This is a genomic window from Dyadobacter endophyticus (assembly GCF_014641595.1).
In the GTDB taxonomy this organism is placed as follows: domain Bacteria; phylum Bacteroidota; class Bacteroidia; order Cytophagales; family Spirosomataceae; genus Dyadobacter; species Dyadobacter endophyticus.
Window position 1 is genome coordinate 187632 of sequence record NZ_BMIA01000006.1, and the last position, 23910, is coordinate 211541.

The following is a 23910-nucleotide window of genomic DNA, read 5'->3' on the forward strand; positions in this document are numbered from 1 at the left end:
TTATCCTCAAATGGCTAGAAAAATTTTAACGGAGCATATTAATGTCCCCGGTATCGAAACCTTCGATGTTTATCGCAAACAGGGAGGCTATACTGCCGTTGAAAAAGCTATCAAAACCATGACCCCGGAAGAGGTAGTGGAAGAAGCGAAAAAATCAGGTGTGCGCGGCAGAGGTGGTGCTGGTTTCCCGATGGGAATGAAATGGGGCTTCCTGGCCAAACCCGAAGGCGTTCCCCGTTACCTGGTGTGTAATGCCGATGAATCGGAGCCGGGTACTTTCAAGGACCACCATTTAATGAAATGCATCCCTCACCTTCTCATCGAGGGTATGATCATTTCCAGCTTTGCATTGGGCGCCAACAAGTCGTTCATTTACGTGCGCGGCGAGCTCATGTACGTGATTCGCATTCTCGAAAAAGCCATTGCCGAAGCGAAAGCACAAGGTTTTTTAGGTAAAAATATACTTGGCTCCGGCTACGACCTCGAACTGGTGGTACAGCCGGGAGGAGGCGCATACATTTGCGGTGAAGAAACCGCATTGCTCGAATCGCTTGAAGGAAAAAGAGGTAACCCGAGAAACAAGCCGCCATTTCCTGCGGTGAAAGGGCTTTACCAAAGCCCAACGGTGGTAAACAATGTGGAGTCGATCTCCAATATGCCTTGGATCATCAACAATGGCGGTGATGCTTATGCAACCATTGGTATTGGCAGGAGTACCGGTACGAAGCTGATCTCCGCATCCGGTCACATTCAAAAGCCCGGCGTTTACGAAATCGAGCTGGGAGTGAGCGTGGACGAGTTCCTTAATTCAGACGAGTATTGCGGTGGTGTCCGTAAAGGTCACTACCTGAAAGCATTGGTTGCCGGCGGATCGTCCGTACCCATTCTTCCTGCGAACCTTATTACGAAAACAGCTGCCGGTGAAGATCGCCTGATGACCTACGAGTCGCTTTCGGACGGTGGTTTCGCGACAGGTACCATGCTCGGTTCAGGCGGGTTTATCGTTTTTGACGAAACAGCCTGTATCGTTCGCAATACCTGGAATTTCTCGCGTTTTTACCATCACGAATCCTGCGGACAATGCAGCCCGTGCCGCGAAGGAACAGGCTGGATGGAAAAAGTACTCCACCGCATCGAACACGGCCACGGCAGCATGCACGACATCGACCTGCTCGTTGATATTTCAAAGAAAATTGAAGGTAACACCATTTGTCCGCTTGGCGACGCCGCGGCCTGGCCCGTAGCCAGCGCGATCCGCCATTTCCGCGACGAATTTGTGTGGCATATCACCCACCCGCAGGAAGCGACTCAACCGGGTGCGGTTTATATGGGTGAAATGGTATTGGGTTGATGAATTTTAGAAGTGGCCTTGTTTGGATCAAACACAATTCGCTGTTGCTGTCGGTGTTGTTCGGCCTGCTCAGTGGAATTGCATTGCTGATCATAAAAATGCAGGCCGTTTTCAGCTATTCTCCCGACATTTCGGGGAGCGAGGCAAGCGGGATCGCCGCTATCCAGCTTTTGGTGGATGGCCAGGATATTTACACCGACCCGGAGAAAGCGCCGTTCAGGCTGACTCAGTACACACCACTATATTTTACGATCGTTACATTCCTGGTAAAGATCATGGGATGGACAGGGATTGAGGTTCACAAAATTTATGTAGCCAGTCGCCTGGTATCAAACTTTTTTACATTAACTACCGTGAGCATAGCGGGTTATTTCATTTACCGGGTCACAAAACAAAAGATCGCCGCCCTCCTTACCGGGCTGGTGCTTTTTCATGTTTTGTCGTTCTGGTTCCTGACAACCTCCCGCCCCGACAGCCTTTTGGTGCTGCTGACGACGCTTTTCATCGTAACGGTATATTATGCTTTCGAAAACAATGACCAGAAGCTGTGGTTTTTGGCCATTTTCATTGGCGTTTCAGCATTTTTTGTAAAACAAAGCGGCGCCATTCTACCCATTTCGGCGGGCGTGTTCTGGCTGATACAGCGGAACTTCAAAATGGTTTTAAAACTCACCGGATTCGGGATACTGACTTTCGGCCTGTATCTCGCCATTCTTCCCATTAATACCGTTGAGCTATTCTTTCTCAACATTGTCGGTGGCGTTGCCAATTCGGCAAGCTGGGGCTGGTTTTACGATTGGACATTGCAACATTGGTTGCTCCAATTCGCTCCCCTGATGGTGCTGAATGCCCTGGTAAGCGCTTACACGATTTATTACCGTCCGACTGGCTTTTACCTTTTTCTGGTGATTGCATCCGTGCTGTTATTCCTTTTTGCGACGTCGACGGCATTCAAAATCGGTGCCGGAGTAGGTTACTACCAGGATTACCTGATCGTGGTGTTGATTCAGCTGGTTCTGTTCTTTTCAATGACGAGCGATTTGACCGGGTTGAAATCCGCTTTTATCAAATCAGGCACAGCCCTGTTCATGATTTTTATGTTCCTGCACTGCTCATTGTATGTCTTTATGAAATACAAGTCAGGCATGTTCCGTAATTTTGAAGCACTTTATATAGAAGATCGTAAAGTGGCGGCGTATTTGCGAGAACAGCAGAACCTGAAACCGGCGGAGTATGTGTATATATGCCCGGCGGAGAATTTCCAGGGATCCTTTTTGAGTTTGTTTCTATTTAAAAATAATTTGATTCCTTTCCCTGATCTGGTTTACCTTGCAGACCAGAACGGTACATTCAACTACGACGAGTTCAGGCGAATCGTTGATGAAAAAGGAATTCGTTACGTGATTTCACCAAAAGGCAAAGCTCCTGCAAACATTCTGGGCTATAACTTCGCGAATACGCTGAAATATAGCTCGACGATGGGTTCGTATGATATATACGAGGCTGAAAAGAGATAGCATAATGTATTACTGGCATGGAAGAAGTTAAACCCCAATTGTTGAAAATTACATTCGATGGCATCGAGGTCGAAGTGGAACCCGGGACTACCATTATGCAGGCGGCGCGTAAGATTGCCGAGGCAGATGAGAGCCAGGGACATCTCGTTCCGCCGGCGATGTGCTACTATAAACCGCTTCCGGTTTCCGGAGGTAAATGCCGTGCGTGTCTGGTAAGGGTTGCCGCTGGTTCTGCCAAAGATCCGCGTCCTATGCCTAAGCTGGTCCCTTCCTGTATCACACAGGTTCAGGATGGAATGGTGGTGGAAAATACCACGAACCAGGCTGTACTCGACACCCGCAAGAGCATTGTAGAGTTCCTGCTGATCAACCACCCGCTCGATTGCCCAATTTGCGACCAGGCTGGTGAATGTCATTTGCAGGATTTCGCATTTGAACACGGTTCGGTAAAAACCCGTTACGAGGAAGAAAGGCGGACATTTGATAAAATCGATATCGGCCCGCACGTGCAGTTGCATATGACGCGGTGCATTCTTTGCTACCGCTGCGTATACACCGCCGACCAGATCACCAACCAACGCGTTCACGGCGTAATGAACCGTGGGGATGCTTCGGAAATCAGCACCTACATCGAAAAAGCAATCGATAACGACTTCTCCGGAAACGTGATTGACGTGTGCCCGGTTGGCGCATTGACCGATAAGACATTCCGCTTCAAAAACCGCGTATGGTTTACCAAACCGGAAGACGCGCACCGCGATTGCGACAAATGCTGCGGCAAAACGACATTGTGGTACCGCGGTGATGAAGTAATCCGCGTGACAGCCCGCAAGAATACCTGGGGCGAGGTGACGGATTTCATTTGCAATACCTGCCGTTTTGAAAAGAAAAACACCAGCGACTGGGTATTGGAAGGACCAACGAAAGTGAAACGCAGCTCGGTAATTTCCGCCAACAAATACCGCAAAGACCTCGTTGCAAAACCGGATTTCGCATTGAAACTGGCAGCGACGCAGTTCAAAAACATCGACGATTCGCGGCCGTATGTGACCGATGAAGAAACGATCCGTCATCAGAGCATCGAGAATAACGACAAGGCTAACCACCGTTCACTGGCGGCCAACAATAATTAAGAGAATCAGTCAAAGCAGCCGGATAAAATTGCTTTCAAATGGATTTAGTAGAATTTTTAGTTAAAACCTCGACCATCGTTGCCGTTTTCGGACTTACCCTCGTCATCGCCATGTACTCCACATGGGCGGAACGTAAGGTAGCCGGTTTCATCCAGGACCGCAGCGGCCCGAACCGCGCTGGCTGGGGAGGATTATTGCAGCCTTTGGCCGATGCAGGGAAAATGTTCTTCAAAGAAGACTTTATCCCCGCCCTTGCCAACAAATGGCTTTTCATCGCAGGCCCAAGCTTGGCGATGCTTACTGCATTGCTAGCGAGCGCGGTAATTCCTTTCGGCAGCACATTCCGCGTTGCAGGGCACGAAGTGGCATTGCAAGGTGTGGAGTCGAACATCGGTATCCTTTACGTTTTCGGCGTTGTGGCATTGGGTGTTTACGGTATCATGGTCGGTGGCTGGGCTTCCAATAACAAATTCTCACTCCTCGGAGCGATCCGCGCGGCTTCGCAGAATATCAGTTACGAGGTAGCAATGGGTCTTTCGCTGATCGCGATCCTGATGATGAGCAGCTCGCTTTCATTGGGTGAAATCGTGGCACAGCAGCACGGTATGAATTGGAATATATTCTACCAGCCGTTGGGTTTCATCATTTTCATTACCTGCTCTTTCGCGGAATGTAACCGTGTGCCTTTCGACCTTCCTGAGTGTGAAACGGAGCTTGTAGGCGGTTACCATACGGAATACGGCAGTATGAAACTCGGTTTCTACCTCTTTGCGGAGTATATCAACATGTTCATTTCCTCGGCGATTATTTCGGTCCTGTATTTCGGCGGTTACAACTACCCGGGAATGGATTTCGTATATGAGCAGCTGGTTAAGTCTTTTGGAACTGAAACAGGCCATAACATAGCGACGTTGATAGGTACAGCTGTGTTCTTTGGAAAAGCATTGTTCTTCGTGTTCTTCTACATGTGGGTGCGCTGGACGATCCCGCGTTTCCGCTACGACCAGTTGATGAACCTTGGCTGGAAAAAGCTGATCCCTCTTGCTATTTTTAACATTATTATCACTGGTGCAGCTGTGCTTTTCTTAAAGCCTGTGATCACCGCGTGGTTGAATTAATTCCAAAATCGTATTGCCATGCAATTGACAAATCGCTCAAAGCAAGTAAGCAATAAACAAATGACGCTGGCGGAGCGCGCCTACCTGCCTGCTATTGCAACAGGTCTGGCGATTACTATCAAGCACTTTTTCGCGAAGAAAGTAACGATCCAATACCCTGAGGTAAAACGGTATCTCGGACCTGTCTTCCGCGGGCGGCATATCCTGAAACGAGACGCCGAAGGGCGCGAGCGCTGTACAGCCTGTGGTTTGTGCGCAGTAGCATGCCCCGCCGAAGCAATTTCAATGGTAGCCTCAGAACGTGTGAAGGGAGAAGAAAACCTCTACCGTGAAGAAAAATATGCGGCAGTATATGAAGTGAACATGCTGCGCTGCATTTTCTGTGGCCTTTGTGAGGAAGCTTGCCCGAAACAGGCCGTCTACCTTCGCCACGACGAGTTCGTTCCGGTATTTACGGAACGCGACCAGGTGATCTGGGGCAAAGACCTCCTCGTGGAAGATATGAACAACCGCTACACCCGCGAAGCATGGACAAAAGAAGAAGCCCGTGCGCTGGATGCCAAAAGAGCCAGCGGCGAGGTCACCAGCGTTGTTCCCCGAGCTATTCCCTGATTGGTAAACCATGACTGTCAGCAGTTACTAACATTATGAATTCAGCAGTATCATTTTTTTATTTTCTATCATTCCTGACCATCCTGAGCGCGGTGATGGTCGTGGTATCGCGTAACCCCATTCACAGCGTATTGTACCTGATCCTGACGTTCTTTACGCTATCGGGTCACTATATTCTGCTGAATGCGCAATTCCTGGCCGCGGTAAATATCATCGTATATGCGGGGGCCATTATGGTACTTTTCCTATTTGTGATCATGTTCCTTAATATGAAGCAGGACCAGGAGGAAGCCAAGACCAATCTCACCAAAATAGCGGCTACGATCGTCGGCGGGACTGTTTTTGTGATCCTTTTTGGTGCATACCGCAAAACCGCCATCGCTCCATTTGATCCCCAAACCTACGATTCACAGATCGGTATGATCGAAAGCCTGGGGCATATGCTTTTTCGTGAATACCTGCTTCCGTTTGAGCTGGCTTCTATTCTGTTGCTTGTGGCGATGGTTGGAGCTGTGCTGCTTGGCAAGAGAGAGATCGGCGAGCGGCACTTCTAGGGGATTGATATCGACATTGCAACCCAATGCATCGACAACCCAGGCTTTAAGGCCCGGGTTATACAAAAAAGAGGCTCTTTCGAGCCTCTTTTTTGTTGGTATCTATCACTGTGATCAGGCTTCCTCCACCTCTGAGTAGGCTTCAACAGGGATACACGAGCAAATCAGGTTGCGGTCGCCGTACGCGCTGTCCACACGGCTTACACTTGGCCAGAACTTGTTAAAGCGCAGGTAAGGCAGCGGGAACGCAGCTTTTTCGCGACTGTAAGATCGGGTCCAGTTTTCGCTTAACAGTACGCGCGAAGTATGCGGCGCATTCTTCAACACGTTGTCTGTGCGATCCGCAACACCTTCCTCTACTTCACGGATTTCATTGCGGATGGCGATCATCGCGTCGCAGAAACGATCCAACTCGGCTTTCGATTCCGACTCGGTTGGCTCGATCATCAACGTACCGGCAACGGGGAATGAAAGGGTTGGCGCGTGGAAACCGTAGTCCATTAAACGTTTTGCCAAATCCTCAGCCTCTACGCCGACAGCTTTAAAGCCACGGCAATCGACGATCATCTCGTGTGCACAGCGCCCGTTTGTACCGGTGTAAAGCACTTCGTAATGGCCGTTCAGGCGTTCCTTAATGTAGTTGGCATTCAGGATAGCGAATTTGGTAGCATTTGTGAGCCCCTCGCCGCCCATCATGGCAATGTACGCATAAGAGATCGTCAGGATGCTCGCGCTGCCATAAGGCGCCGCAGAAACTGCTCCCGCTTGTCCTCCAGGCAAATGCTCAGGCTGTGTGCTGAAATTCACGTGACCCGGCAGGAACGGCATCAGGTGCTCGGCCACGCCGATCGGACCTACGCCCGGGCCGCCGCCACCGTGAGGGATACAGAATGTTTTATGCAAATTGAGGTGGCAAACATCCGCGCCAATGCTGGCGGGGCTTGTAAGACCTACCTGTGCATTCATATTGGCACCATCCATATAAACCTGCCCGCCAAATGAATGGATCATCGAGCAGATCTCAATAATGCTTTCTTCGTACACGCCGTGCGTCGACGGATAGGTTACCATTAAGCACGACAAGTCGTCTGCGTGTTGCTCCGCTTTTGCACGCAGGTCTTCCACATCGATATTACCTCGCTCGTCGCATTTGGTCACCACCACTTTCATACCGGCCATAACAGCGGATGCCGGGTTGGTACCATGTGCCGACGACGGGATCAAAGCAACATTACGATGTGCCTCACCGCGGCTTTCGTGGTATGCGCGAATGGCCATCAGACCGGCATACTCGCCTTGCGCGCCCGAGTTTGGCTGGAACGACATGGCCGCAAAACCGGTGATTTCGCAAAGCCAGGTATTGAGCTCACTAACCAGCTGTGCGTAGCCTCCAACCTGGTTGGTAGGAGCAAACGGGTGCAAGCCACCAAATTCCGGCCAGGTAAGCGGGATCATTTCGGCAGTCGCATTCAGTTTCATAGTGCAGCTACCGAGCGAAATCATGGAATGTACCAGTGAAAGGTCTTTGTTTTCCAATGATTTCAAATAACGAAGCATCTCGTGCTCGGTGTGATGGGTATTGAAAACCGGGTGCGTCAGGTACTCCGAAGTCCTTACCAGGTTTTCGGGAAACGAAAATTCAAGCTCCTCGTCGATCACCATTTCACCCTGGAAGCCCGATACTTCGGCAAACACATTCAGCAATGCAATGGCATCGTCGAAGTTTTTGGCTTCGTCAAAAGAGACCGAAAGGCTTTCGTCACCGTGGTATTTGAGGTTAATGCCCCATTTCAATGCCTGTTCGCGCAGTTTGCGGGTTAGTGGCGTCCTGACCGTTACCGTATCGAAATAATTTTCGGTAACAACTTCATAATTGAATTTCTTCACAGTATCCACAAACAGGCGGGTAAGGCCATGCACGCGCGCTGCAATGCCCCTGATACCTTCCGGTCCGTGATACACCGAATAGGCGCCGGCGATAACGGCCAGCAATACCTGTGCAGTACAAATGTTGGAAGTTGCTTTTTCGCGGCGGATATGCTGCTCGCGCGTTTGCAACGCCATGCGCAAGGCCCGGTTTCCTTCACCATCGACCGATACACCAATAATACGGCCCGGAATCTGACGTTTGAAGGCGTCTTTAGTTGCGAAATAGGCTGCGTGTGGGCCGCCGTAGCCCATTGGAACACCGAAACGTTGCGAAGAACCGATTACGACATCCGCACCCATTTCGCCCGGCGATTTCAGGAGGGTCAATGCGAGCAAATCTGCTGCAACCGCAACGGAAATACCCAGTTCGTGAGCCGAGGCGATAAAGTCGGTATAATCGATCACTTCGCCATCAGTAGCCGGATATTGGACCAGCGCAGCGTAAATATTTTCGTCCGTAAGATCAACCGTTGCGTGGTTGCCTACCACAACGTCGATTCCAATTGGTTTCGCACGGGTGTAAACCAGGTCGATCGTTTGCGGATGACAAAGCTCCGAAACAAAAAAAGTATTGGCTTTCTTTCTTGAAGCGCCTCGCAATGCGTGCAGCATAGTCATCGCCTCGGCCGCAGCCGTCGCTTCATCGAGCAACGAGGCATTGGCAATCTCCATCCCTGTCAGGTCCGTCACAACCGTCTGGAAGTTCAGAAGCATTTCAAGCCTTCCCTGCGCGATCTCCGCCTGATAAGGCGTGTAAGCAGTATACCAGGCCGGGTTTTCGAGGATATTCCTCAGAATGACATTCGGTGTGATCGTGTCGTAATAACCCGTGCCGATGTACGATTTCAGCACCGCGTTTTTGGAAGCAATTCTTTTAATGTATTGGAGAAATTCCTGTTCCGATTTGGGTCTCGGCAAATTCAGTGGTTTTTGTAGACGAATCGCGGAAGGAAGAGTTTGGTCGATCAGCTCATCCACTGATCCGGCTCCGATGGTCTTCAACATTTCCTGCAATTCCTGCTCATCTTTACCGTGGTGACGGTTTTCAAACTTGTCCTGGTTTCGAAGATTAACTTTCATTCAAGTTAGGCTGAGAATGCCGCTATTAGGTGATTTTAAAATACAAAAGTAAGCAAATCCAAGCAAATCTCTCAGAGATTGATGGCTATGCTTACTCTTGAATATGTACAAAATGTAACGGCGGTAAGTTCCTAGTGGTTAGGGCAGCCGCAATCGGTTTTTCGTTTGAATATCCCAAGGAATTTCTTGGACCTCGGTTTCTTGTAACCTTTGTATTTCTTCTTTTTACCAAACAATTCTACTTTGGCCGCTCCGGGCGCTGCAGCCGAAACTGTTTCTACGCCTGAAATACCGCAAATCAGCGCCAGTACCAAAAGCCAGGGAGTAATTTTCTTCATGCTTTTCATGCGATAGATTGTCAAAGGTTATTAATGCAACGCATTGCATGTCGGTTTCGGTATGCAATGCGCCAGCCCTTTCACAATTTTCCGAAAATTTTATGCCTTTACCAATTCCAGTATCGTGATTTCGGGGAGGATACCTACGCGGCCGGGATAACCCAGGTAGCCAAATCCGCGATTGACGTACAAATACTGGTCGTTCTCTTCGTAGAGCCCCGCCCATTGCTTGTAACGGTACTGCACCGGGCTCCACTTCACTTTGCCTATTTCCACACCGAATTGCATCCCGTGTGTATGCCCCGCGAGCGCGAGGTCGATATCCTTATATTTCGGCAGAACCTGCGCTTCCCAGTGGCTGGGATCATGTGAAAGCAATATTTTAACAGGGTAATCGTCCGTGCGTTCGTAAGCTTTTTCCAGATTACCATATTTGGCAAAATTCCCCGCACCCCAGTTTTGGATACCAATTAACCCGATGGATTCGCCGTCGACGGTAATGGCCCGGTTTTCATCCAGCATCAGTTTCCAGCCCAGCAGCTCGTGCGCTTTTTTCAAATCCGCGAGATTGCTGGTCTTTGCCTGAACGTCCTGCCACTGGAAATAATCCCCGTAATCGTGGTTACCGAGCACCGAGTGCACGCCGAGCGGCGCTTTCACTTTATCGAAAATATGGATGTAGTCTTGCACTTCCTTCGCCCGGTCGTTTACCAGGTCGCCTGTGAAGAAAGCAATGTCGGGTTTTTCCTTCATCAACATTTCAACACCACCTTTGACCGCTGTTTTGTTAAAAAAGCTGCCCGAGTGGATATCCGAAAGCTGGGCGATTTTCATGCCGTGAAATTGTCGGGGAAGATTTTTCAAAGGCACTTTCACGCGACGGATCCGGTAGTCGTGCGCACCGGACAGGATTCCATACGCGAATGTGCCCATTAATCCCGCGCCAGCAACCACGGCTGTGGTCGCGAGAAATTGCGAACGGGGTATCGTTGGCTCACCGGTTGTCGGCGAGGGCGTTGCAACGGAAGGAGCGAAAAAGCTGACAATCCATTGAAAAAAGCGGCGAATATCGTCAACAAGCAAAATCGCCACGGCCAACAATTTCGAGAGATAGGGAATGGCAATGAACGCAACGACGAAGGTCCGTGTGGTACTTTTGAAATAGTCGGGCGGAAGCAATTGCATTCCAATATAAGCACCGAGTGTCACCAGGGTTAGCGCCCAGTATGCGCCTCCGATCCAGCGCTGTGTTAAAGGAGCTAGGCCGCGAATGGCCAGTTTCAAGCCTTGCCAGACATACCAGTCAATGGCAAACAAGATGAATGTAAGTATGATAAAAAAGAAGGTTCTATTCATTTTCGAATGATCGTTGTCATATCAACGACAAACATAGGCAAAACCTTTCACGTTCAGTATGGCGCCCGGATTCTTGACGAATGTACAGCAATGGACAAAAGACCGGGCCGGAGGTTAATTTTAGTTGCTAAGCGGTTTTTGGTATTTTTGTATCATATTCCAATATCAGTTATGCCCAAATATGATTTCAAACGATTCCACATTCGCTCAATGAATGCGGGGTCCGACCAGGAAAGAGCGGAGATCAACCAGGAGTTGAAAGACCTGTATGCCTCCCTGCCTGACGACGAGAAAAAGATATTTAACGAAGAATTACAGCATTTCCTCACCCACGAGGTTGCAAGAATCAAATCGGATTACGAATCGGTGAATGGATTGAACCGGCCTAACTGACGGGTTTAATTAAGGCGAGGATCGATGGGATAATGCGCGATGGACCGATATTCGCCACCCATATTCCGAAGGATTTCGCGCCAGAAATTGCCGGGAGGTGTTGAAAACAAAAAGTCGGAAGTAGTATTGGAAATAATCCACGAGTCCTGCTTGATCTCATCGTCGAGCTGGCCGCCACTCCATCCCGAATAACCGATGAAGAACATGACGTCCTCCTGTTTCAGCGTGTTCAGGTTCAGGAGCGTTTTAACAACATTAAAATCGCCTCCCCAGTAAAGATCTTTCATGATTTCCGTTCCGCCTGTCACAAGGTCGGGACGGCGATGGATGAAATGCAGTGTATTCTTCTCAACGGGGCCTCCCAAATGGAGCGTAATGTCCTGATAAATAGTCTCATCCAGCACATCCCCGAGAAACAGGTCCGTAGTCTGGTTCAGCACAAAACCGAAACTCCCCTGTTCATTATGCTCGCACATCAGGATTACCCCTCTTTCAAAATTGGGATCGCCCAGAAAAGGCTTTGCGATAAGCAGGCTTCCTTTTGAAACTTTGGCGGCAGACGGCATAACCTGACAGATTGTTAATTCAACAACGAAATATATTTATTTTTCGCACTGAAAAACGGATATTGCCCAAAATATAATAAAAATAAGATCATGGCATTGATAAAATCAGTCCGCGGACACCACCCGACCTATGACGAGAGTTGCTGGTTTGCAGAAAACGCTACGATTGTAGGCGATGTGGTGATGGGAGAAAATTGTACTGTGTGGTTCAATGCGGTGATCCGCGGAGATGTTAACAGCATCCGTATCGGCCATCATTCCAATGTCCAGGACGGCGCTGTGATCCACTGTACCTATCAGCGTTTTGCTACCACTATCGGCAACTACGTCTCCATCGCGCACAACGCCATTGTACACGGCTGCACGATCGAAGACCACGTGCTGATTGGAATGGGTTCGATTGTAATGGACGGGGCCGTTGTAGGCGAAGGTGCGATTATCGCCGCAGGCGCGATCGTCACACAAGGTACCAAAGTACCTCCCGGAACCATCTATGCCGGCAATCCTGCTAAATATCTGAAAGATGTTTCGCCCGAGCTGAATGCAGCTATCGACCGGACCGCGAATAATTATCTGATTTATTCGGGTTGGTTTAAGGAGGAAGAGGGTCAGTAGCCCCTACTCCGCCATGCCTTTCCGTGCATTCAGATACCCCTTGATAACGGTGAAAGTCGTGATCGCCAGGAAGAAAAGAATGATGTACTGCACATAATCTACGATCCACGGGAATTTTTCGCCGAAAAGGTAGCCCCCGCCGGTTAACGTGAAGATCCAGATCGCCCCGCCGACAACATTGTTTATCAGGAAAGCAGGAAACGACATTCTCACCAATCCTGCGAGAATGGGCGCGAATGTGCGCACGATAGGCAGGAACCGACTGATAATCAGCGTCCGGCTTCCGTATTTTTCGAAGTACTTGCGGGTGGTTTCAATGTGTTTTTTCTTAAAAAAGAAGGAGTCCTTCCGGTTCTCGAAAATACCTCCGAAATATTTCCCGAAAACATACCCGACCAACGAGCCTAATATTGCCGCTGTCAGCATGCTGATCAGTAAAATAAGAATCGGAACGTCGAGTATGCCGGTACCGCAGAACACGCCGGCCAAAAATACGAGATAGTCGCCCGGCAGAAAGAACGCGAAAAACAGGCCGTTTTCCGCGAATACAATGAAAGTTATGACCAGTAGTCCGCCAGTACGGATAATTTCCTCTGAATTAAGAATGTACTGGAAAAACTCGACAATTGAATCCATAATCTATAATCTGATAGTTGGGCGCCCCGCGGCTATCGCCGCATGACCGATGGCACACGGCCAGTGACACACGGCTAGCGGCATAGCCTAGCCGTGCGGGCTATGGTTTGTTGACTTTTAAAATTAGGCATTTTCCGACAGTTCCAGCCAGCGCAACTCTTTATCGGCCTGGCTTTCATTGATTTCTTCGATTTGCTTCGACCATTTTGCCAGCTCCTCATGCGAACCGCCATTATTCAGACTCTCCACAAGTTTTGCCTTTGTTTGCTCCAATTTCGCAATATCAGCTTCCAGCTGTTCCATTTCCTTTTGCTCCTTATAGCTCAGCTTCCGTTTTGCAGCGACGACCGGTGCCGCTACGACTTCTTTCTGAACAGCTGCTGCAACTGGCGCAGTTGGTTTTGCGGGAGCATTGCTGGCGGCTGCTTTCTTTTCGGCCTCCTGCTCGTCCTGGTAATCCCGTAACTCAGTATAATTGCCCGGGAAATCACTGATCTTGCCTTCTCCATCGAACACAAAAATATGCTGCACGAGGCGGTCGAGGAAGTAGCGATCGTGGGAAACGATCATCAGACAGCCCGGGAAATTGAGCAGAAACTCTTCGAGTACATTCAAACTATCGATATCGAGGTCGTTCGTCGGCTCATCGAGAATCAGGAAGTTCGGCTGCTTGATCAGAATCAGAAGAAGCTGCAAACGACGCTTTTCTCCTCCGCTTAGTTTCGATATAAAATCATACTGCTTGGAAGGCGAGAACAAAAATGCCTGCAACAGATGGCCCACCGTTACCGTTTCGCCGGTCCCGAGTTGAACCACTTCGGCGACGTCCTTCACAATGTCGATCACGCGCTGGTTTTCATTGAACACCAGATCCGTTTGTTTGTAATAACCAAACTGAACCGTTTCTCCGGTGCTGATCTTTCCTTTGTCAGGCTGCAATTCTCCCGTAATCATGTTCAGGAGCGTCGATTTGCCCATTCCATTTTTCCCAACCACGCCAATGCGGTCGCCACGACGGAAGGTATATTCGAAATTTTTGATCAATTCCCGCTCGCCGAAGCCTTTGCTGATGTTTTCCAGTTCGATGATCTTGCTGCCCAATCGCGAAGTCCGCACATTGAGCTCCATTTGCACATCGAACTTCTTCTGGCTGGCCTTTTCTTTCAGGTCCTCAAACGCGTCGACACGATATTTGGCCTTCGTTCCGCGCGCTTTCGGCTGCTTTCTGATCCATTCCAGCTCCTTGCGCATGAGGTTACGCGCCTTATCGATCGTAGCCGCTTCGAGTTCTTCGCGCTCAGCCTTTTTTTCGAGGAAATAAGAGTAATTTCCTTTATAAGTATATGCCGAACCATGGTCCAGTTCGAGCATCTGGTTACAAACAGTGTCGAGGAAGTACCGGTCGTGGGTTACTACCAATAATGTCGTATTGGAAGTATTGAGGTATTCTTCCAACCATTCGACGGTATCGAGGTCGAGGTGGTTGGTAGGTTCATCGAGAATAAGCAGGTCAGGATCTTCGAGCAGCACTTTGGCCAATGCTACGCGCTTGCGCTGGCCACCCGAGAGTGTTCCATAAAGATTATCCGTGTGGTGAATGCCCAGCCGGCCGAGCACCTCCTTTGTTTTATACTCAAAATCCCACGCATTGAACTTGTCCATATCCTCCATCACCTCCGCGAGCTCGTCATGGTCGTCGTTTTCGATCGCATGCTCATACCGTTTCACTACCTGCGCCACCGGATTATTCGATGAGAATATCACTTCCAGTATCGGTAACGATTCGTCGAATGCAGGACTTTGGTCGAGATAACCCACGCGGATGTCTTTGCGGATACTGACTTCGCCCTCATCGGCCGGGATCTTGCCCGTGAGTATATTCAGAAATGTGGTTTTTCCGGTCCCGTTCGTCCCGATCAACGCTACCTTATCACCCCTGCTGATCCCAAAACTGATATTCTTAAAAAGCCACCGGTCGCCGAATGACTTGGCTATATTTTCCGCCGAAAGATAATTCATGTGTAAATGTAAAATTCTGTAAATGCAAAGTTAGGACAGATATCAAACAACAAAGAAAAAATTCGCTTTCATAGGGTAAATAGGCTAATATTGCCACTTATATTCTGTTAGATGGTTCCATTGAACACATTCATTATCATGTCCAAAACATCCCTTTACCTAATCTTAACCGTTTTTCTTTGTTTTAAAGTAGCAGCGCAGGACAGTAATTTTAAAAGTTATACACAAAAAATCGGAGGTAGTCCTCAGGTGTATGACATGGTCGCGATCCCAGGTGGTGAATTCACGATGGGGAGTCCGGCCGGCGAAAAAGGCCGCAGAGCCGACGAAGGTCCTCAACATAAGGTCAAAATCGAGCCCTTCTGGATGGGCAAAACCGAAGTGATCTGGGACATTTACGATTTGTACGCTTTCAAGAATATGGAAAAGGAAATGGGCGCACGCCACCCGGATCCTGACAAAAGCGTTCAGAAAACCGACGCAAGTACCCGTCCATCCCCTCCTTATGTAGATATGTCTTTTGGAATGGGCCGTTCGGGCTATCCGGCGATCAACATGACGCAGTATGCGGCAATTTATTTCTGCAAATGGCTATACGAAAAAACCGGGATCTTCTACCGTCTTCCCACCGAGGCCGAATGGGAATATGCTTGCCGTGCAGGCTCTAAAACAGCTTATTCTTTTGATGAATCCAAAATCGATGAATATGCATGGTACCGCAAAAACAGCGACGCTGCTTACAAGAAAGTAGGACAGAAGAAGCCCAATGCATGGGGACTTTATGATATGCACGGCAATGTTATGGAATGGACATTAGACCAATATATTCCAGATTATTACGCCAAACAACCCAAAGGCGAAGCATTCGCGCCGGTTACTGAACTCTATCCTACTTCCGTTCGCGGTGGTTCTTGGGACGACGAAGCTTCCGATCTTCGCAGTGCCGCCCGTGTTGCTTCTAAGCCGGAATGGAAAATCCTTGACCCGCAGTTGCCTAAATCGGAATGGTGGATGACCAGCGCGTCATTTGTGGGTTTCCGTGTCGTAAGACCGCTAAAAACACCTTCACCAGAGGAAATTAAAGCGTATTACAGCCCTAAGTTGATTGAAGACTACTGATCATATATAAACTCTTAATTCGAAATGGAACAGAACAGACGTAATTTTTTGAAAGCATCAGGCCTGATCGCCGGCGGTGCTATCCTGAACCCGTTCACGGGCTATGGTTATAATAGCGCGGTTGGTGAGACGATCAAAGTGGCTCTTATCGGCTGCGGAGGACGTGGTACGGGTGCTGCTGCACAAGCATTGAGCACTTCGCAAAACGTGCAGATCGTAGCAATGGCCGACGCTTTCAAGGATCGTCTTGATGATTCCTACAAAAACCTCACGGCGAAAAAATATAAAAACGCTGCGGGACAGCCGGTCGACATCAAAACGAAAGTAGACGTGCCCGAAGACCGGAAGTTTGTAGGGTTCGATGCATTCAAAAAAGCCATCGCATTGAAAGATGTGGATGTAGTAATCCTTGCGACGCCTCCGGGCTTCCGTCCTTCGCATTTCGAAGAGGCTGTGAAGAATAACAAGCATATTTTCATGGAAAAACCGGTTGCAACTGATGCACCGGGTATCCGCAAAGTGCTTGAAGTAGCGGAAGAAGCTAAAAAGAAGAAATTGAACGTCGTGGTAGGTCTGCAACGTCATTATCAGGCTAACTACCGTGAGGCCATCAAACGCATTCACGACGGTGCGCTGGGCGATATTGTAGGCGGCCAGGTTTACTGGGTGGGAAGTAGCCCATGGATGAAAGAACGTCAGGCCAACCAAACTGAAATGGAATACCAAATGAGAAACTGGTATTACTTCAACTGGCTTTGCGGCGACCACATTTCAGAACAGCACGTTCACAACATCGATGTGGCTAACTGGGTGAAAAACGGCTACCCCGTATCGATTCAGGGCTCAGGTGGCCGTCAGGTACGTACCGGAAAGGCTTATGGAGAGATTTACGATCACCACACGCTCGATCTGGTTTACGCCGACGGAACGGTGATTTCAAGCCAATGCCGCCAGTTCGAAGGAACCTGGAACCGCGTTGACGAGGCTTTCGTAGGTACCAAAGGCCGTATCGACAGCTTCGATGACAAGAAAACAATCCTGAAAGACTATAAAGGAGGTGTGATTTATCATCATGACAACTCGAATTACAGGAACCCGTATCAGGTGGAACACGACGAACTGTTTGCTGCCATCGCGAAAGGTGAATACAAATTCGCTGATGCCGAAAACGGTGCAAAAAGTACCATGACGTCGATCATGGGCCGTATGGCGACCTATTCAGGCAAGCAGATCAAATGGGAAGAAGCGTTGAACTCAGACATCAACCTGTTCCCCGACAAACTTGCGTGGGACGCGTCCCCGAAAGTCCTGCCAGGTCCGGACGGGCTTTATCCAGTGGCAATCCCGGGCAAAACTCAGGTGATATAATTAAGACTTAAAACGCAAAATGGCCCGCTGAGGGCCATTTTGCGTTTTAATAGTATTTCTCGAAGCGAATAACTATATTCGGTAAGAGAATTCTTGACGATACTTATTGTAGAACGAAATATGTAGTCGGTGAAGCTTAGCCTTAGAAACGCTGTACTTATTCTCCTTGCCGGCATGATCGTGCTGGCAACCGGTTCGTTTTTAAACTCCGCGAAGACCCAGTTCAGTGACCCCATCATTCTGAGCGGGCTCACGATCGAATTCATAGGCACTATCTGGCTGGTACTATGCCTCAACCAACGGCGCAGGCGCCACAAGGCCTGATCACAACTTCGCCGATCTGTTTCTTAGATAAAAATCCGCCAGAACCAAAGCGGCCATCGCTTCTACGATAGGCACTGCACGAGGTACGACGCATGGGTCATGACGGCCTTTTCCTTGTACAATTGCAACATTACCGAACTGATCGACGCTCTCCTGATCCTGCATAATCGTAGCAACAGGCTTGAATGCAGTGCGGAAGTAAATGTCCTCGCCATTTGAAATACCACCCTGAATACCTCCGGAATGGTTCGTACGCGTGTGTACATGGCCGCTTTCGTCGGTATAGAACGCATCATTGTGCTGAGAACCTGGTAATAACACCCCATCGAACCCACTTCCGTATTCAAAGCCTTTAACAGCATTAATGCTCAGCATTGCCTTACCAAGTTCAGCGTGAAGCTTGTCGAAAACGGGCTCTCCCCAACCGGCCGGCGTTCCTTTTACGACACAATTAACAACTCCGCCGATTGAATCGCCCTGCTTACGGACGCCATCAATATAATCAAACATCTGCTGAGCCATTTCAGGGTCCGGGCAGCGCACTGCATTGTTTTCGGTTTCGGAAAGGTCCAATTCCTGGTAACTTTTTTCCAGTTTCATTGTACCCACTTGTGATACATAAGCCTGAATACTTACCCCTAATTCGGCTAGCATCAGCTTCGCGAGTGCACCAGCGGCTACGCGTGCGGCCGTTTCGCGCGCAGAGCTGCGCCCACCTCCGCGATAGTCACGAACGCCGTATTTGACCTGGTAGGTGTAATCGGCGTGGGAAGGCCTGAATTGTGCGGCTATATGCGAGTAATCCTTACTCCGCTGGTCTTCATTCCGGATCACCATTGCAATGGGCGTACCGGTCGTTTTTCCTTCGAACACGCCGGATAGCACCTCGAACTCGTCCGCTTCTTTACGCTGCGTCGTAATTCTGGATTGCCCCGGCTTTCTGCGCGTTAGTTCGCTTTGTATAAAATCAGAATCAAAAGGCACGCCCGCCGGACAGCCTTCTATCACTACACCGATCCCTACTCCGTGCGATTCGCCGAAAGTGGCTATTCTAAATATCTTGCCGTATGTACTGCCCATTAAACTTACTTTCTAAATACCCAAATCATTGTTACCAACAACAATACAATCAAGATGTTGGTTAAATCTTTCAAAATCTTTTTATAGTCGATCGTCTCGCGGCTGCTGTCAAGGTTTTCGAGGTTATCGTACAAACCCGAAGAACCGGATAGCGACAAATTAGCCAATTTGTAATCGTCTCCCCGCACCTCCAATGTCGCTGCGGACGTCAATGTATCATAATTCTGCTTCTCGACATCGAAATAAATCCAGTGAAAATACCTGCTTAGCGGGAATTCTCCATCCTTTCTGGGAACGACAAAATAGTTGAATGTCCTTTCTCCCACGACGCTCTGGTAGCTCCGCTTGATCACCTGGCTAACCTCCGGTGGATAAATGTCGAAGGAAGAGCTCGCCTGGATCACCGGCGCAGGAATGGCCGTTATATTGCCAACGCCTTCCACTTTGAACATATATCTGACGCTCTCTCCCGGATACACCAGATCACTCGACAATCGCTCTTTCAAACTGTATTGTCCCACGGCCACCTGGTCGCGCAAGGGATGATCAGGCAGCTGCCGCACCACTACGGTTACAGGCCTCGAATAGAAGCCTCTTACCAGCTTTTTCTCGACATTCACCGCTCCACCGCTTTCCGTCACCAGCATATCGAGCTTCACCGATGGCAACACGATATCCTCCGTCGTGATCGGGAAAAGCCTCGCCTGGTACATGTTGTATTCCGCATATTTACGGCCGCGGATTGTAACCTTTCGTTTGATAATCTCCTCGACGCCGATATTTTCTTCCCAGCAGTTTACCGGCCTCACGGCTTTCAGAATGCTTTGCAACTGCTCGTTAAACCGATAAAACTCCATTTCCACCGGCGCATTCTCAGCAATATATAACGATATCCGGACTGCAAAGCCTTGCCGAATATAGACTTCCTTCTTATCTGTCTGCACCGACAAAAACACCGATTGGCTATTGTCCTCAACTTCCGTTACCGCTACATTCTCCTCCAACGCATTCCCGCTCTCGTCGCCGGCCTTTGCAAAAACGACCATTGTTTCATCCGAGCGCAGTTTGAGGTTATTAACTGCCAGCGTAAATTCCGGAATCAAATAGTTACCTGCCTTTTTTGCGTAGTATTCCTGGGTGATGGTTTGGATAACCACCTTCCGCCCATCTACCGTGTTTACGGAACTCGTGGCCGACTTGCTCCTTTTTTCCAAGTCTTTGATTTCCGGGAAGATAACCGACGGCCTGGTCTCCACATCCCGCAACACGACCGAGATTAAAAATGGCTGATCCAATGTCAGATTTTTCGAGCCATACTCAATGGTCACAAGGTTCTCCGACGACTGCGCCAGGGAGATACTAGAAAAACACAAAAAAATATTTAATAACGCATATAATTTCATTTCAGTTTTTCGTTATCTTTATTGGAATTGCTGAAAACGAAGCGTTTTTAAGGGTTTCTCCTGTTTAATAGTTTTCCCTAAACCACAAAACTACATAATACTATGGCCTCGATGCTTGAATACATTAAAATTATTCTCCAAAAAGTCAGCTTCGACCGCAAATTATTTGAAAAAGAACTCCGCAAAGCGATACGCATGTTAATGCCCGCTGAGATCAAAAGACTTAGACAATGGTGTTACGACCATTATGCAACTGTTCACTTACCAGTGTTGAACATATGTTTTGAACGACTTTCCGCGTTGAATTAGCAACAAAACCTATCATTTGATAATCGAGAGCTTAGAAAATAAGAAAGCCGCCCGAATTCGGGCGGCTTTTCTCTTATAGCCTTTTCGGAATTACTTCTTCTTTGTAGCAGGCTTAGTTGCCGTGCCAGCGGCAGGTTGTGCTGGTTGAGCTACCGCCAATCCTAATGCCTCTTTTGCAGCAGCATTATCCGGATCTACTTTAAGCAGTTTCTCCCAATATTCTTTCGCTTTCGCCTCGTCTTTCAATGTCGATTGAGCGTGGAATGCGAGGTATCCGTAAGCCAATTTCAAATAAGACTTGTATTTGCTCGGATCCGGATCTTTCTCCGCCAATTCCGTCAATTTCAGATAATATGGCTGTGAAATACCTTTGTCAACATTCTCTTGTCTGTCGTACGCATTGTAGAGCGTACTTGCACGCCAGTAGTAGCCGTATGGCCAATCGGGCAATTTACGGGTTACAGTAGCGAAGATCGAGTCAGCTCTCAGGTACATGTTACGTTTGTCAGTTGCTATTTTCACGCTATCAGCAAAGTTAGGATCGCCGCTTTTAGGAACGATATAGCTCTGTGCTGTCTGGAAGTTAGCAAGCCCTTCATAGTAATAGTCATTGGCAGTTGCTTTCGCGGTGTCCAGGCCGTTACCCTTTGAATAGGCAGCAGCAGCCTTAGGATAATCCTTTGCAGCGTAGTACAAGCCTGCAACTTCTTTGTAGGTAGCAGCAGCCTCCGCTTTACTGGTATCCATTTCAGCACCTTTCTTAATATACTCCATACCCAATGAATCGTAGCCTTTGCCATCGGTTGCCTTAGCATTAAGTGCACGGCCAAGGTATTTGTAGTCATCACCGATTACTTTGTCAGGCGATCCTTTGATAAACTCGTCAAGGCTCTGGATTGCTTCGTCAGGCTTATTGGTTTTGAAATAAGCCCATCCATACATACGCTTGATGATCGGGTTATTGATCTTTCCTTTTGCTTCTTCGAGGAATTGAAGTGATTTTGTGTAATCATCAGCAGTAAATGCGAACTGTGCACCGCGAAGTTTCATTTCAGGGTCAGTGCTACCGCTTTTTTGCAGATACAAGTCGAAGTTTTCAGCCGCCTGCTTGTATTTCTGAGCGAAGAAGTAAAGCTCAGCGAGGTCTTTGTAAGCAGGTGCGAAGTTAGCGTCAGATTCAATTGCTTTCTTGTAGTTCTCCAAGGCAAGGTTATAGTTCTTACCACGCAGGTAAACAGAACCAATAGCATTGTGAGCAGCCGCATAATTTGGTTTTGCGGTCAAAGCGTATTCGTAAGCGGTCACGGCGTTACCACCTTCATTCCGCAACATCAAAGCGTCTCCTTTTGCCAGATAAGCGTCAGCAAGGTTTTTGTCGCGGGCAATCGCCAGGTCAAGCAAACGGATTGCTTCGGCTGGGTCGCTGTTTTTCTCGAAAAGTGTATAAGCTTCGCCTATTCTGAAAAGAACTTCGGCATCTTTCTTTTTCTTCTTTTCAGCTTCGTCGAAAAGTGTTTTGGCTTTCGCACGGTCGCCTTTTGCCAGGGCTACTGTTCCAAGACCCACCTGGTTCAGGTAAGACTTCTCATCCAGCGACAGACCTTTTTCGAATGCTTTCTGCGCCTCGTCCAATTGATTGGTTTTGATATAGTAATAACCAAGGTAATATTGGTTATCAGCAGAAGGGGTTCCTTCGGCAAGCTTCTTGAACGCAGCGCCTGCCTCATTATAACGTTCTCCATGAATTAATGCCAACCCGTCCTGTACCGTCTGTGCGTGTAAGTTAACAAACGCTAATAAACCAAATACCAATGCTACTAATTTCATTCTCATGTTTCTGTTCATTTTTTACCCGGTTAAAATAATGATAAAAAACTTGGTTTTTCAATAACAAGCCCCAAATCTACTAATTGTTTACATTCACTATAACTCTGTCTTTATTTCCAGTTCTCTCGGATAAACTACCGTTGGCAGTAAACCCATTTTCTGAATGATCAGTCCTCCGACGTCCCGGGCAATGTAGGTCATCAACCCACCGCCGAGGCCCGAGTATCCTTCCCGGCTGATAATATATAAGTCTCTGTGCAGTGGATAGCGCTTGAACTCCAACCCTGCCTGAAAAGGCTGGATGTAGTCAGAAAGTGAATCGGGTTTAGCGTCTTTGGCGACTCCCATTACCCGGATACCCCTCGAAAGCTCTTCCGAAGCCAGCGAATGTCCGTCACTGATCCAGTTCACCCCGATAAAACCGAGATGGGTAGGGTTCTCCCTGACGTCCTTGATTACATTTTCGTTTGATCCGGCCGAAATAATTCTCAGTTTCTGAATATCTCTAATGCCGAATTTATTGAGCACAAAGTTCAGGTTGCTTGCATTGGCATTATCAAAAACCAATGTAATCAACCCCTCCTGCCCACCTTTGATCTGCGACCAGTCGGTAAGTTTACCTTCCATGACCGCTTTCAGTTCCGGAATCGTGATGAGACTATCCGTATTGCTCTTTCCAATCACCAGCGCGAGGCCGTCCGTTGCGATATGCTGGAACTTCTGGCTGCCCTTTTGCTTCCTGATCATTTCCAGTTCCTTCTCGTTCAACTGGCGCGTCGCGAAAATGATCCTGGCGCTGTCGTTCAACAGCTGTCGGATCGCTTCCTGCTCCGGTTTGTAGTCTACCTTGAAATGCGCATCGGGGTAAATTCCCTCGTAGGCACCTGTAAGCGAATTAACCAGCGGTTTGAAAGATTCATCCGCCGCGATTGTGATCGTACCTTTCCGCGGATTGTCCAGATCACTGTTAGACGAGGTACATCTGAGTAATCCTGCTATACCGAGCGTTAACAACAGCAGCAGTCCTGCCAATCTCTTTTTCATGACTCGTCGTCCTGGTTTCTTCTCAACACCCTGTAACCCCGGTAGGCTCCGTATAAAATAAGTGTGCCAGCAAAAGCATACCGCCAGATGCTGCCGATCGGCAACAATCTAAATGAGAAGGAGGAGAAGATCAAAAAGACCCCTCCTCCTACGTATGCCAGAGCCATTACCGAAGAGGTCAGATCACCGAGCTTTTCATGCAATGGTTTCTCCCTCATG

23 protein-coding genes are annotated in these 23910 nt (G+C 48.6%); 12 read left to right on the plus strand and 11 right to left on the minus strand.

All coding sequences use genetic code 11. From position 1 onward, the window contains the following. Positions 1-10 precede the first annotated feature (10 nt). Genes nuoF through IEY24_RS29990 form a run of 6 tightly spaced genes read left to right on the plus strand, consistent with a single transcriptional unit; the run spans position 11 to position 6285 of the window. Positions 11-1351: an NADH-quinone oxidoreductase subunit NuoF gene (gene nuoF, locus IEY24_RS29965; RefSeq protein WP_188938974.1), complete on the plus strand. Its 1341-nt coding sequence runs from the start codon at positions 11-13 to the stop codon at positions 1349-1351. Beyond that, positions 1351-2868, plus strand: a complete 1518-nt coding sequence (locus IEY24_RS29970) for an ArnT family glycosyltransferase (RefSeq protein WP_188938975.1) — start codon at positions 1351-1353, stop codon at positions 2866-2868. The genes nuoF and IEY24_RS29970 overlap by 1 nt, the downstream gene beginning before the upstream one ends. Before the next feature lie 17 nt (positions 2869-2885). Further along, complete coding sequence (locus IEY24_RS29975) at positions 2886-4001, plus strand: NADH-quinone oxidoreductase subunit G (RefSeq protein WP_188938976.1); 1116 nt, start codon at positions 2886-2888, stop codon at positions 3999-4001. A gap of 38 nt (positions 4002-4039) precedes the next feature. Next, positions 4040-5119: an NADH-quinone oxidoreductase subunit NuoH gene (gene nuoH, locus IEY24_RS29980; protein WP_188938977.1), complete on the plus strand. Its 1080-nt coding sequence runs from the start codon at positions 4040-4042 to the stop codon at positions 5117-5119. Positions 5120-5137: 18 nt separating this feature from the next. Then, entirely contained in the window at positions 5138-5731 is a 594-nt protein-coding gene (locus IEY24_RS29985) for a NuoI/complex I 23 kDa subunit family protein (protein ID WP_188938978.1), read from the plus strand. A 35-nt stretch (positions 5732-5766) separates the two neighbouring features. Next, positions 5767-6285 (plus strand): NADH-quinone oxidoreductase subunit J family protein, encoded by a 519-nt coding sequence (locus IEY24_RS29990; protein WP_188938979.1) that lies wholly within the window; start codon positions 5767-5769, stop codon positions 6283-6285. 114 nt (positions 6286-6399) lie between these two features. On the opposite strand, the gene gcvP is transcribed toward IEY24_RS29990, so the two are convergent. The 3 genes from gcvP to IEY24_RS30005 form a co-directional block, all read right to left on the minus strand. Further along, complete coding sequence (gene gcvP / locus IEY24_RS29995; RefSeq protein WP_188938980.1) at positions 6400-9294, minus strand: aminomethyl-transferring glycine dehydrogenase; 2895 nt, start codon at positions 9292-9294, stop codon at positions 6400-6402. Positions 9295-9425: 131 nt separating this feature from the next. Next, on the minus strand, positions 9426-9632 hold the full coding sequence (locus IEY24_RS30000; protein WP_229223350.1) for a hypothetical protein: 207 nt from the start codon (positions 9630-9632) through the stop codon (positions 9426-9428). Between the two features lie 99 nt (positions 9633-9731). Continuing rightward, positions 9732-10988, minus strand: coding sequence for a metallophosphoesterase (locus IEY24_RS30005; protein ID WP_188938982.1), 1257 nt, complete (start codon positions 10986-10988; stop codon positions 9732-9734). Between the two features lie 171 nt (positions 10989-11159). Between IEY24_RS30005 and IEY24_RS30010 the strand changes: the two genes are divergently transcribed. Next, complete coding sequence (locus tag IEY24_RS30010; RefSeq protein ID WP_229223351.1) at positions 11160-11381, plus strand: hypothetical protein; 222 nt, start codon at positions 11160-11162, stop codon at positions 11379-11381. Between the two features lie 5 nt (positions 11382-11386). Here the strand turns inward: IEY24_RS30010 and IEY24_RS30015 are convergent, their stop codons facing one another. Continuing rightward, positions 11387-11947, minus strand: coding sequence for a YqgE/AlgH family protein (locus tag IEY24_RS30015; RefSeq protein ID WP_188938983.1), 561 nt, complete (start codon positions 11945-11947; stop codon positions 11387-11389). 90 nt (positions 11948-12037) lie between these two features. Here IEY24_RS30015 and IEY24_RS30020 point away from each other — a divergent pair, with 90 nt between their 5' ends. Further along, the gene (locus IEY24_RS30020) at positions 12038-12562 is read left to right on the plus strand and encodes a gamma carbonic anhydrase family protein (RefSeq protein WP_188938984.1); all 525 of its coding nucleotides are present in this window, start codon (positions 12038-12040) and stop codon (positions 12560-12562) included. A 3-nt stretch (positions 12563-12565) separates the two neighbouring features. Here the strand turns inward: IEY24_RS30020 and IEY24_RS30025 are convergent, their stop codons facing one another. Continuing rightward, positions 12566-13198 carry a DedA family protein gene (locus tag IEY24_RS30025; protein WP_188938985.1) on the minus strand — a complete coding sequence of 211 codons (633 nt, stop codon included), beginning with the start codon at positions 13196-13198 and terminating at the stop codon, positions 12566-12568. 123 nt (positions 13199-13321) lie between these two features. Further along, positions 13322-15217, minus strand: coding sequence for an ABC-F family ATP-binding cassette domain-containing protein (locus IEY24_RS30030; protein WP_188938986.1), 1896 nt, complete (start codon positions 15215-15217; stop codon positions 13322-13324). A gap of 138 nt (positions 15218-15355) precedes the next feature. Here IEY24_RS30030 and IEY24_RS30035 point away from each other — a divergent pair, with 138 nt between their 5' ends. The 3 genes from IEY24_RS30035 to IEY24_RS30045 all read left to right on the plus strand — a co-directional run bounded on the left by IEY24_RS30035 (position 15356) and on the right by IEY24_RS30045 (position 18028). Continuing rightward, positions 15356-16336: a formylglycine-generating enzyme family protein gene (locus IEY24_RS30035; protein ID WP_229223352.1), complete on the plus strand. Its 981-nt coding sequence runs from the start codon at positions 15356-15358 to the stop codon at positions 16334-16336. Positions 16337-16360: 24 nt separating this feature from the next. Continuing rightward, positions 16361-17704: a Gfo/Idh/MocA family protein gene (locus IEY24_RS30040; protein WP_188938988.1), complete on the plus strand. Its 1344-nt coding sequence runs from the start codon at positions 16361-16363 to the stop codon at positions 17702-17704. 129 nt (positions 17705-17833) lie between these two features. Continuing rightward, on the plus strand, positions 17834-18028 hold the full coding sequence (locus IEY24_RS30045) for a hypothetical protein (protein ID WP_188939042.1): 195 nt from the start codon (positions 17834-17836) through the stop codon (positions 18026-18028). Here IEY24_RS30045 and aroC read toward each other — a convergent pair whose 3' ends face one another. Both aroC and IEY24_RS30055 read right to left on the minus strand, forming a co-directional pair. After that, positions 18029-19108 carry a chorismate synthase gene (gene aroC, locus IEY24_RS30050; protein WP_188938989.1) on the minus strand — a complete coding sequence of 360 codons (1080 nt, stop codon included), beginning with the start codon at positions 19106-19108 and terminating at the stop codon, positions 18029-18031. A 5-nt stretch (positions 19109-19113) separates the two neighbouring features. Further along, on the minus strand, positions 19114-20481 hold the full coding sequence (locus IEY24_RS30055; RefSeq protein WP_229223353.1) for a BatD family protein: 1368 nt from the start codon (positions 20479-20481) through the stop codon (positions 19114-19116). Between the two features lie 132 nt (positions 20482-20613). Between IEY24_RS30055 and IEY24_RS32870 the strand changes: the two genes are divergently transcribed. Continuing rightward, complete coding sequence (locus tag IEY24_RS32870) at positions 20614-20820, plus strand: hypothetical protein (RefSeq protein ID WP_229223354.1); 207 nt, start codon at positions 20614-20616, stop codon at positions 20818-20820. A 90-nt stretch (positions 20821-20910) separates the two neighbouring features. Here IEY24_RS32870 and IEY24_RS30060 read toward each other — a convergent pair whose 3' ends face one another. The 3 genes from IEY24_RS30060 to IEY24_RS30070 all read right to left on the minus strand — a co-directional run bounded on the left by IEY24_RS30060 (position 20911) and on the right by IEY24_RS30070 (position 23909). Continuing rightward, positions 20911-22653, minus strand: a complete 1743-nt coding sequence (locus tag IEY24_RS30060; protein ID WP_229223355.1) for a tetratricopeptide repeat protein — start codon at positions 22651-22653, stop codon at positions 20911-20913. 90 nt (positions 22654-22743) lie between these two features. Continuing rightward, the gene (locus IEY24_RS30065) at positions 22744-23691 is read right to left on the minus strand and encodes a substrate-binding domain-containing protein (protein WP_188938992.1); all 948 of its coding nucleotides are present in this window, start codon (positions 23689-23691) and stop codon (positions 22744-22746) included. Beyond that, positions 23688-23909, minus strand: a complete 222-nt coding sequence (locus IEY24_RS30070; protein ID WP_188938993.1) for a hypothetical protein — start codon at positions 23907-23909, stop codon at positions 23688-23690. Before IEY24_RS30070 ends, IEY24_RS30065 begins: the two co-directional genes overlap by 4 nt. Position 23910: the final 1 nt, after the last annotated feature.

Excerpts from the sequence above, each read along its gene's own strand:
- nuoF (WP_188938974.1), top strand. The coding sequence starts at position 11 with ATGGCTAGAAAAATTTTAACGGAGCATATTAATGTCCCCGGTATCGAA.
- IEY24_RS29970 (WP_188938975.1), top strand. The coding sequence starts at position 1,351 with ATGAATTTTAGAAGTGGCCTTGTTTGGATCAAACACAATTCGCTGTTG.
- IEY24_RS29975 (WP_188938976.1), top strand. The coding sequence starts at position 2,886 with ATGGAAGAAGTTAAACCCCAATTGTTGAAAATTACATTCGATGGCATC.
- nuoH (WP_188938977.1), top strand. The coding sequence starts at position 4,040 with ATGGATTTAGTAGAATTTTTAGTTAAAACCTCGACCATCGTTGCCGTT.
- IEY24_RS29985 (WP_188938978.1), top strand. The coding sequence starts at position 5,138 with ATGCAATTGACAAATCGCTCAAAGCAAGTAAGCAATAAACAAATGACG.
- IEY24_RS29990 (WP_188938979.1), top strand. The coding sequence starts at position 5,767 with ATGAATTCAGCAGTATCATTTTTTTATTTTCTATCATTCCTGACCATC.
- gcvP (WP_188938980.1), bottom strand. The coding sequence starts at position 9,294 with ATGAAAGTTAATCTTCGAAACCAGGACAAGTTTGAAAACCGTCACCAC.
- IEY24_RS30000 (WP_229223350.1), bottom strand. The coding sequence starts at position 9,632 with ATGAAGAAAATTACTCCCTGGCTTTTGGTACTGGCGCTGATTTGCGGT.
- IEY24_RS30005 (WP_188938982.1), bottom strand. The coding sequence starts at position 10,988 with ATGAATAGAACCTTCTTTTTTATCATACTTACATTCATCTTGTTTGCC.
- IEY24_RS30010 (WP_229223351.1), top strand. The coding sequence starts at position 11,160 with ATGCCCAAATATGATTTCAAACGATTCCACATTCGCTCAATGAATGCG.
- IEY24_RS30015 (WP_188938983.1), bottom strand. The coding sequence starts at position 11,947 with ATGCCGTCTGCCGCCAAAGTTTCAAAAGGAAGCCTGCTTATCGCAAAG.
- IEY24_RS30020 (WP_188938984.1), top strand. The coding sequence starts at position 12,038 with ATGGCATTGATAAAATCAGTCCGCGGACACCACCCGACCTATGACGAG.
- IEY24_RS30025 (WP_188938985.1), bottom strand. The coding sequence starts at position 13,198 with ATGGATTCAATTGTCGAGTTTTTCCAGTACATTCTTAATTCAGAGGAA.
- IEY24_RS30030 (WP_188938986.1), bottom strand. The coding sequence starts at position 15,217 with ATGAATTATCTTTCGGCGGAAAATATAGCCAAGTCATTCGGCGACCGG.
- IEY24_RS30035 (WP_229223352.1), top strand. The coding sequence starts at position 15,356 with ATGTCCAAAACATCCCTTTACCTAATCTTAACCGTTTTTCTTTGTTTT.
- IEY24_RS30040 (WP_188938988.1), top strand. The coding sequence starts at position 16,361 with ATGGAACAGAACAGACGTAATTTTTTGAAAGCATCAGGCCTGATCGCC.
- aroC (WP_188938989.1), bottom strand. The coding sequence starts at position 19,108 with ATGGGCAGTACATACGGCAAGATATTTAGAATAGCCACTTTCGGCGAA.
- IEY24_RS32870 (WP_229223354.1), top strand. The coding sequence starts at position 20,614 with ATGGCCTCGATGCTTGAATACATTAAAATTATTCTCCAAAAAGTCAGC.
- IEY24_RS30060 (WP_229223355.1), bottom strand. The coding sequence starts at position 22,653 with ATGAGAATGAAATTAGTAGCATTGGTATTTGGTTTATTAGCGTTTGTT.
- IEY24_RS30065 (WP_188938992.1), bottom strand. The coding sequence starts at position 23,691 with ATGAAAAAGAGATTGGCAGGACTGCTGCTGTTGTTAACGCTCGGTATA.
- IEY24_RS30070 (WP_188938993.1), bottom strand. The coding sequence starts at position 23,909 with ATGAGGGAGAAACCATTGCATGAAAAGCTCGGTGATCTGACCTCTTCG.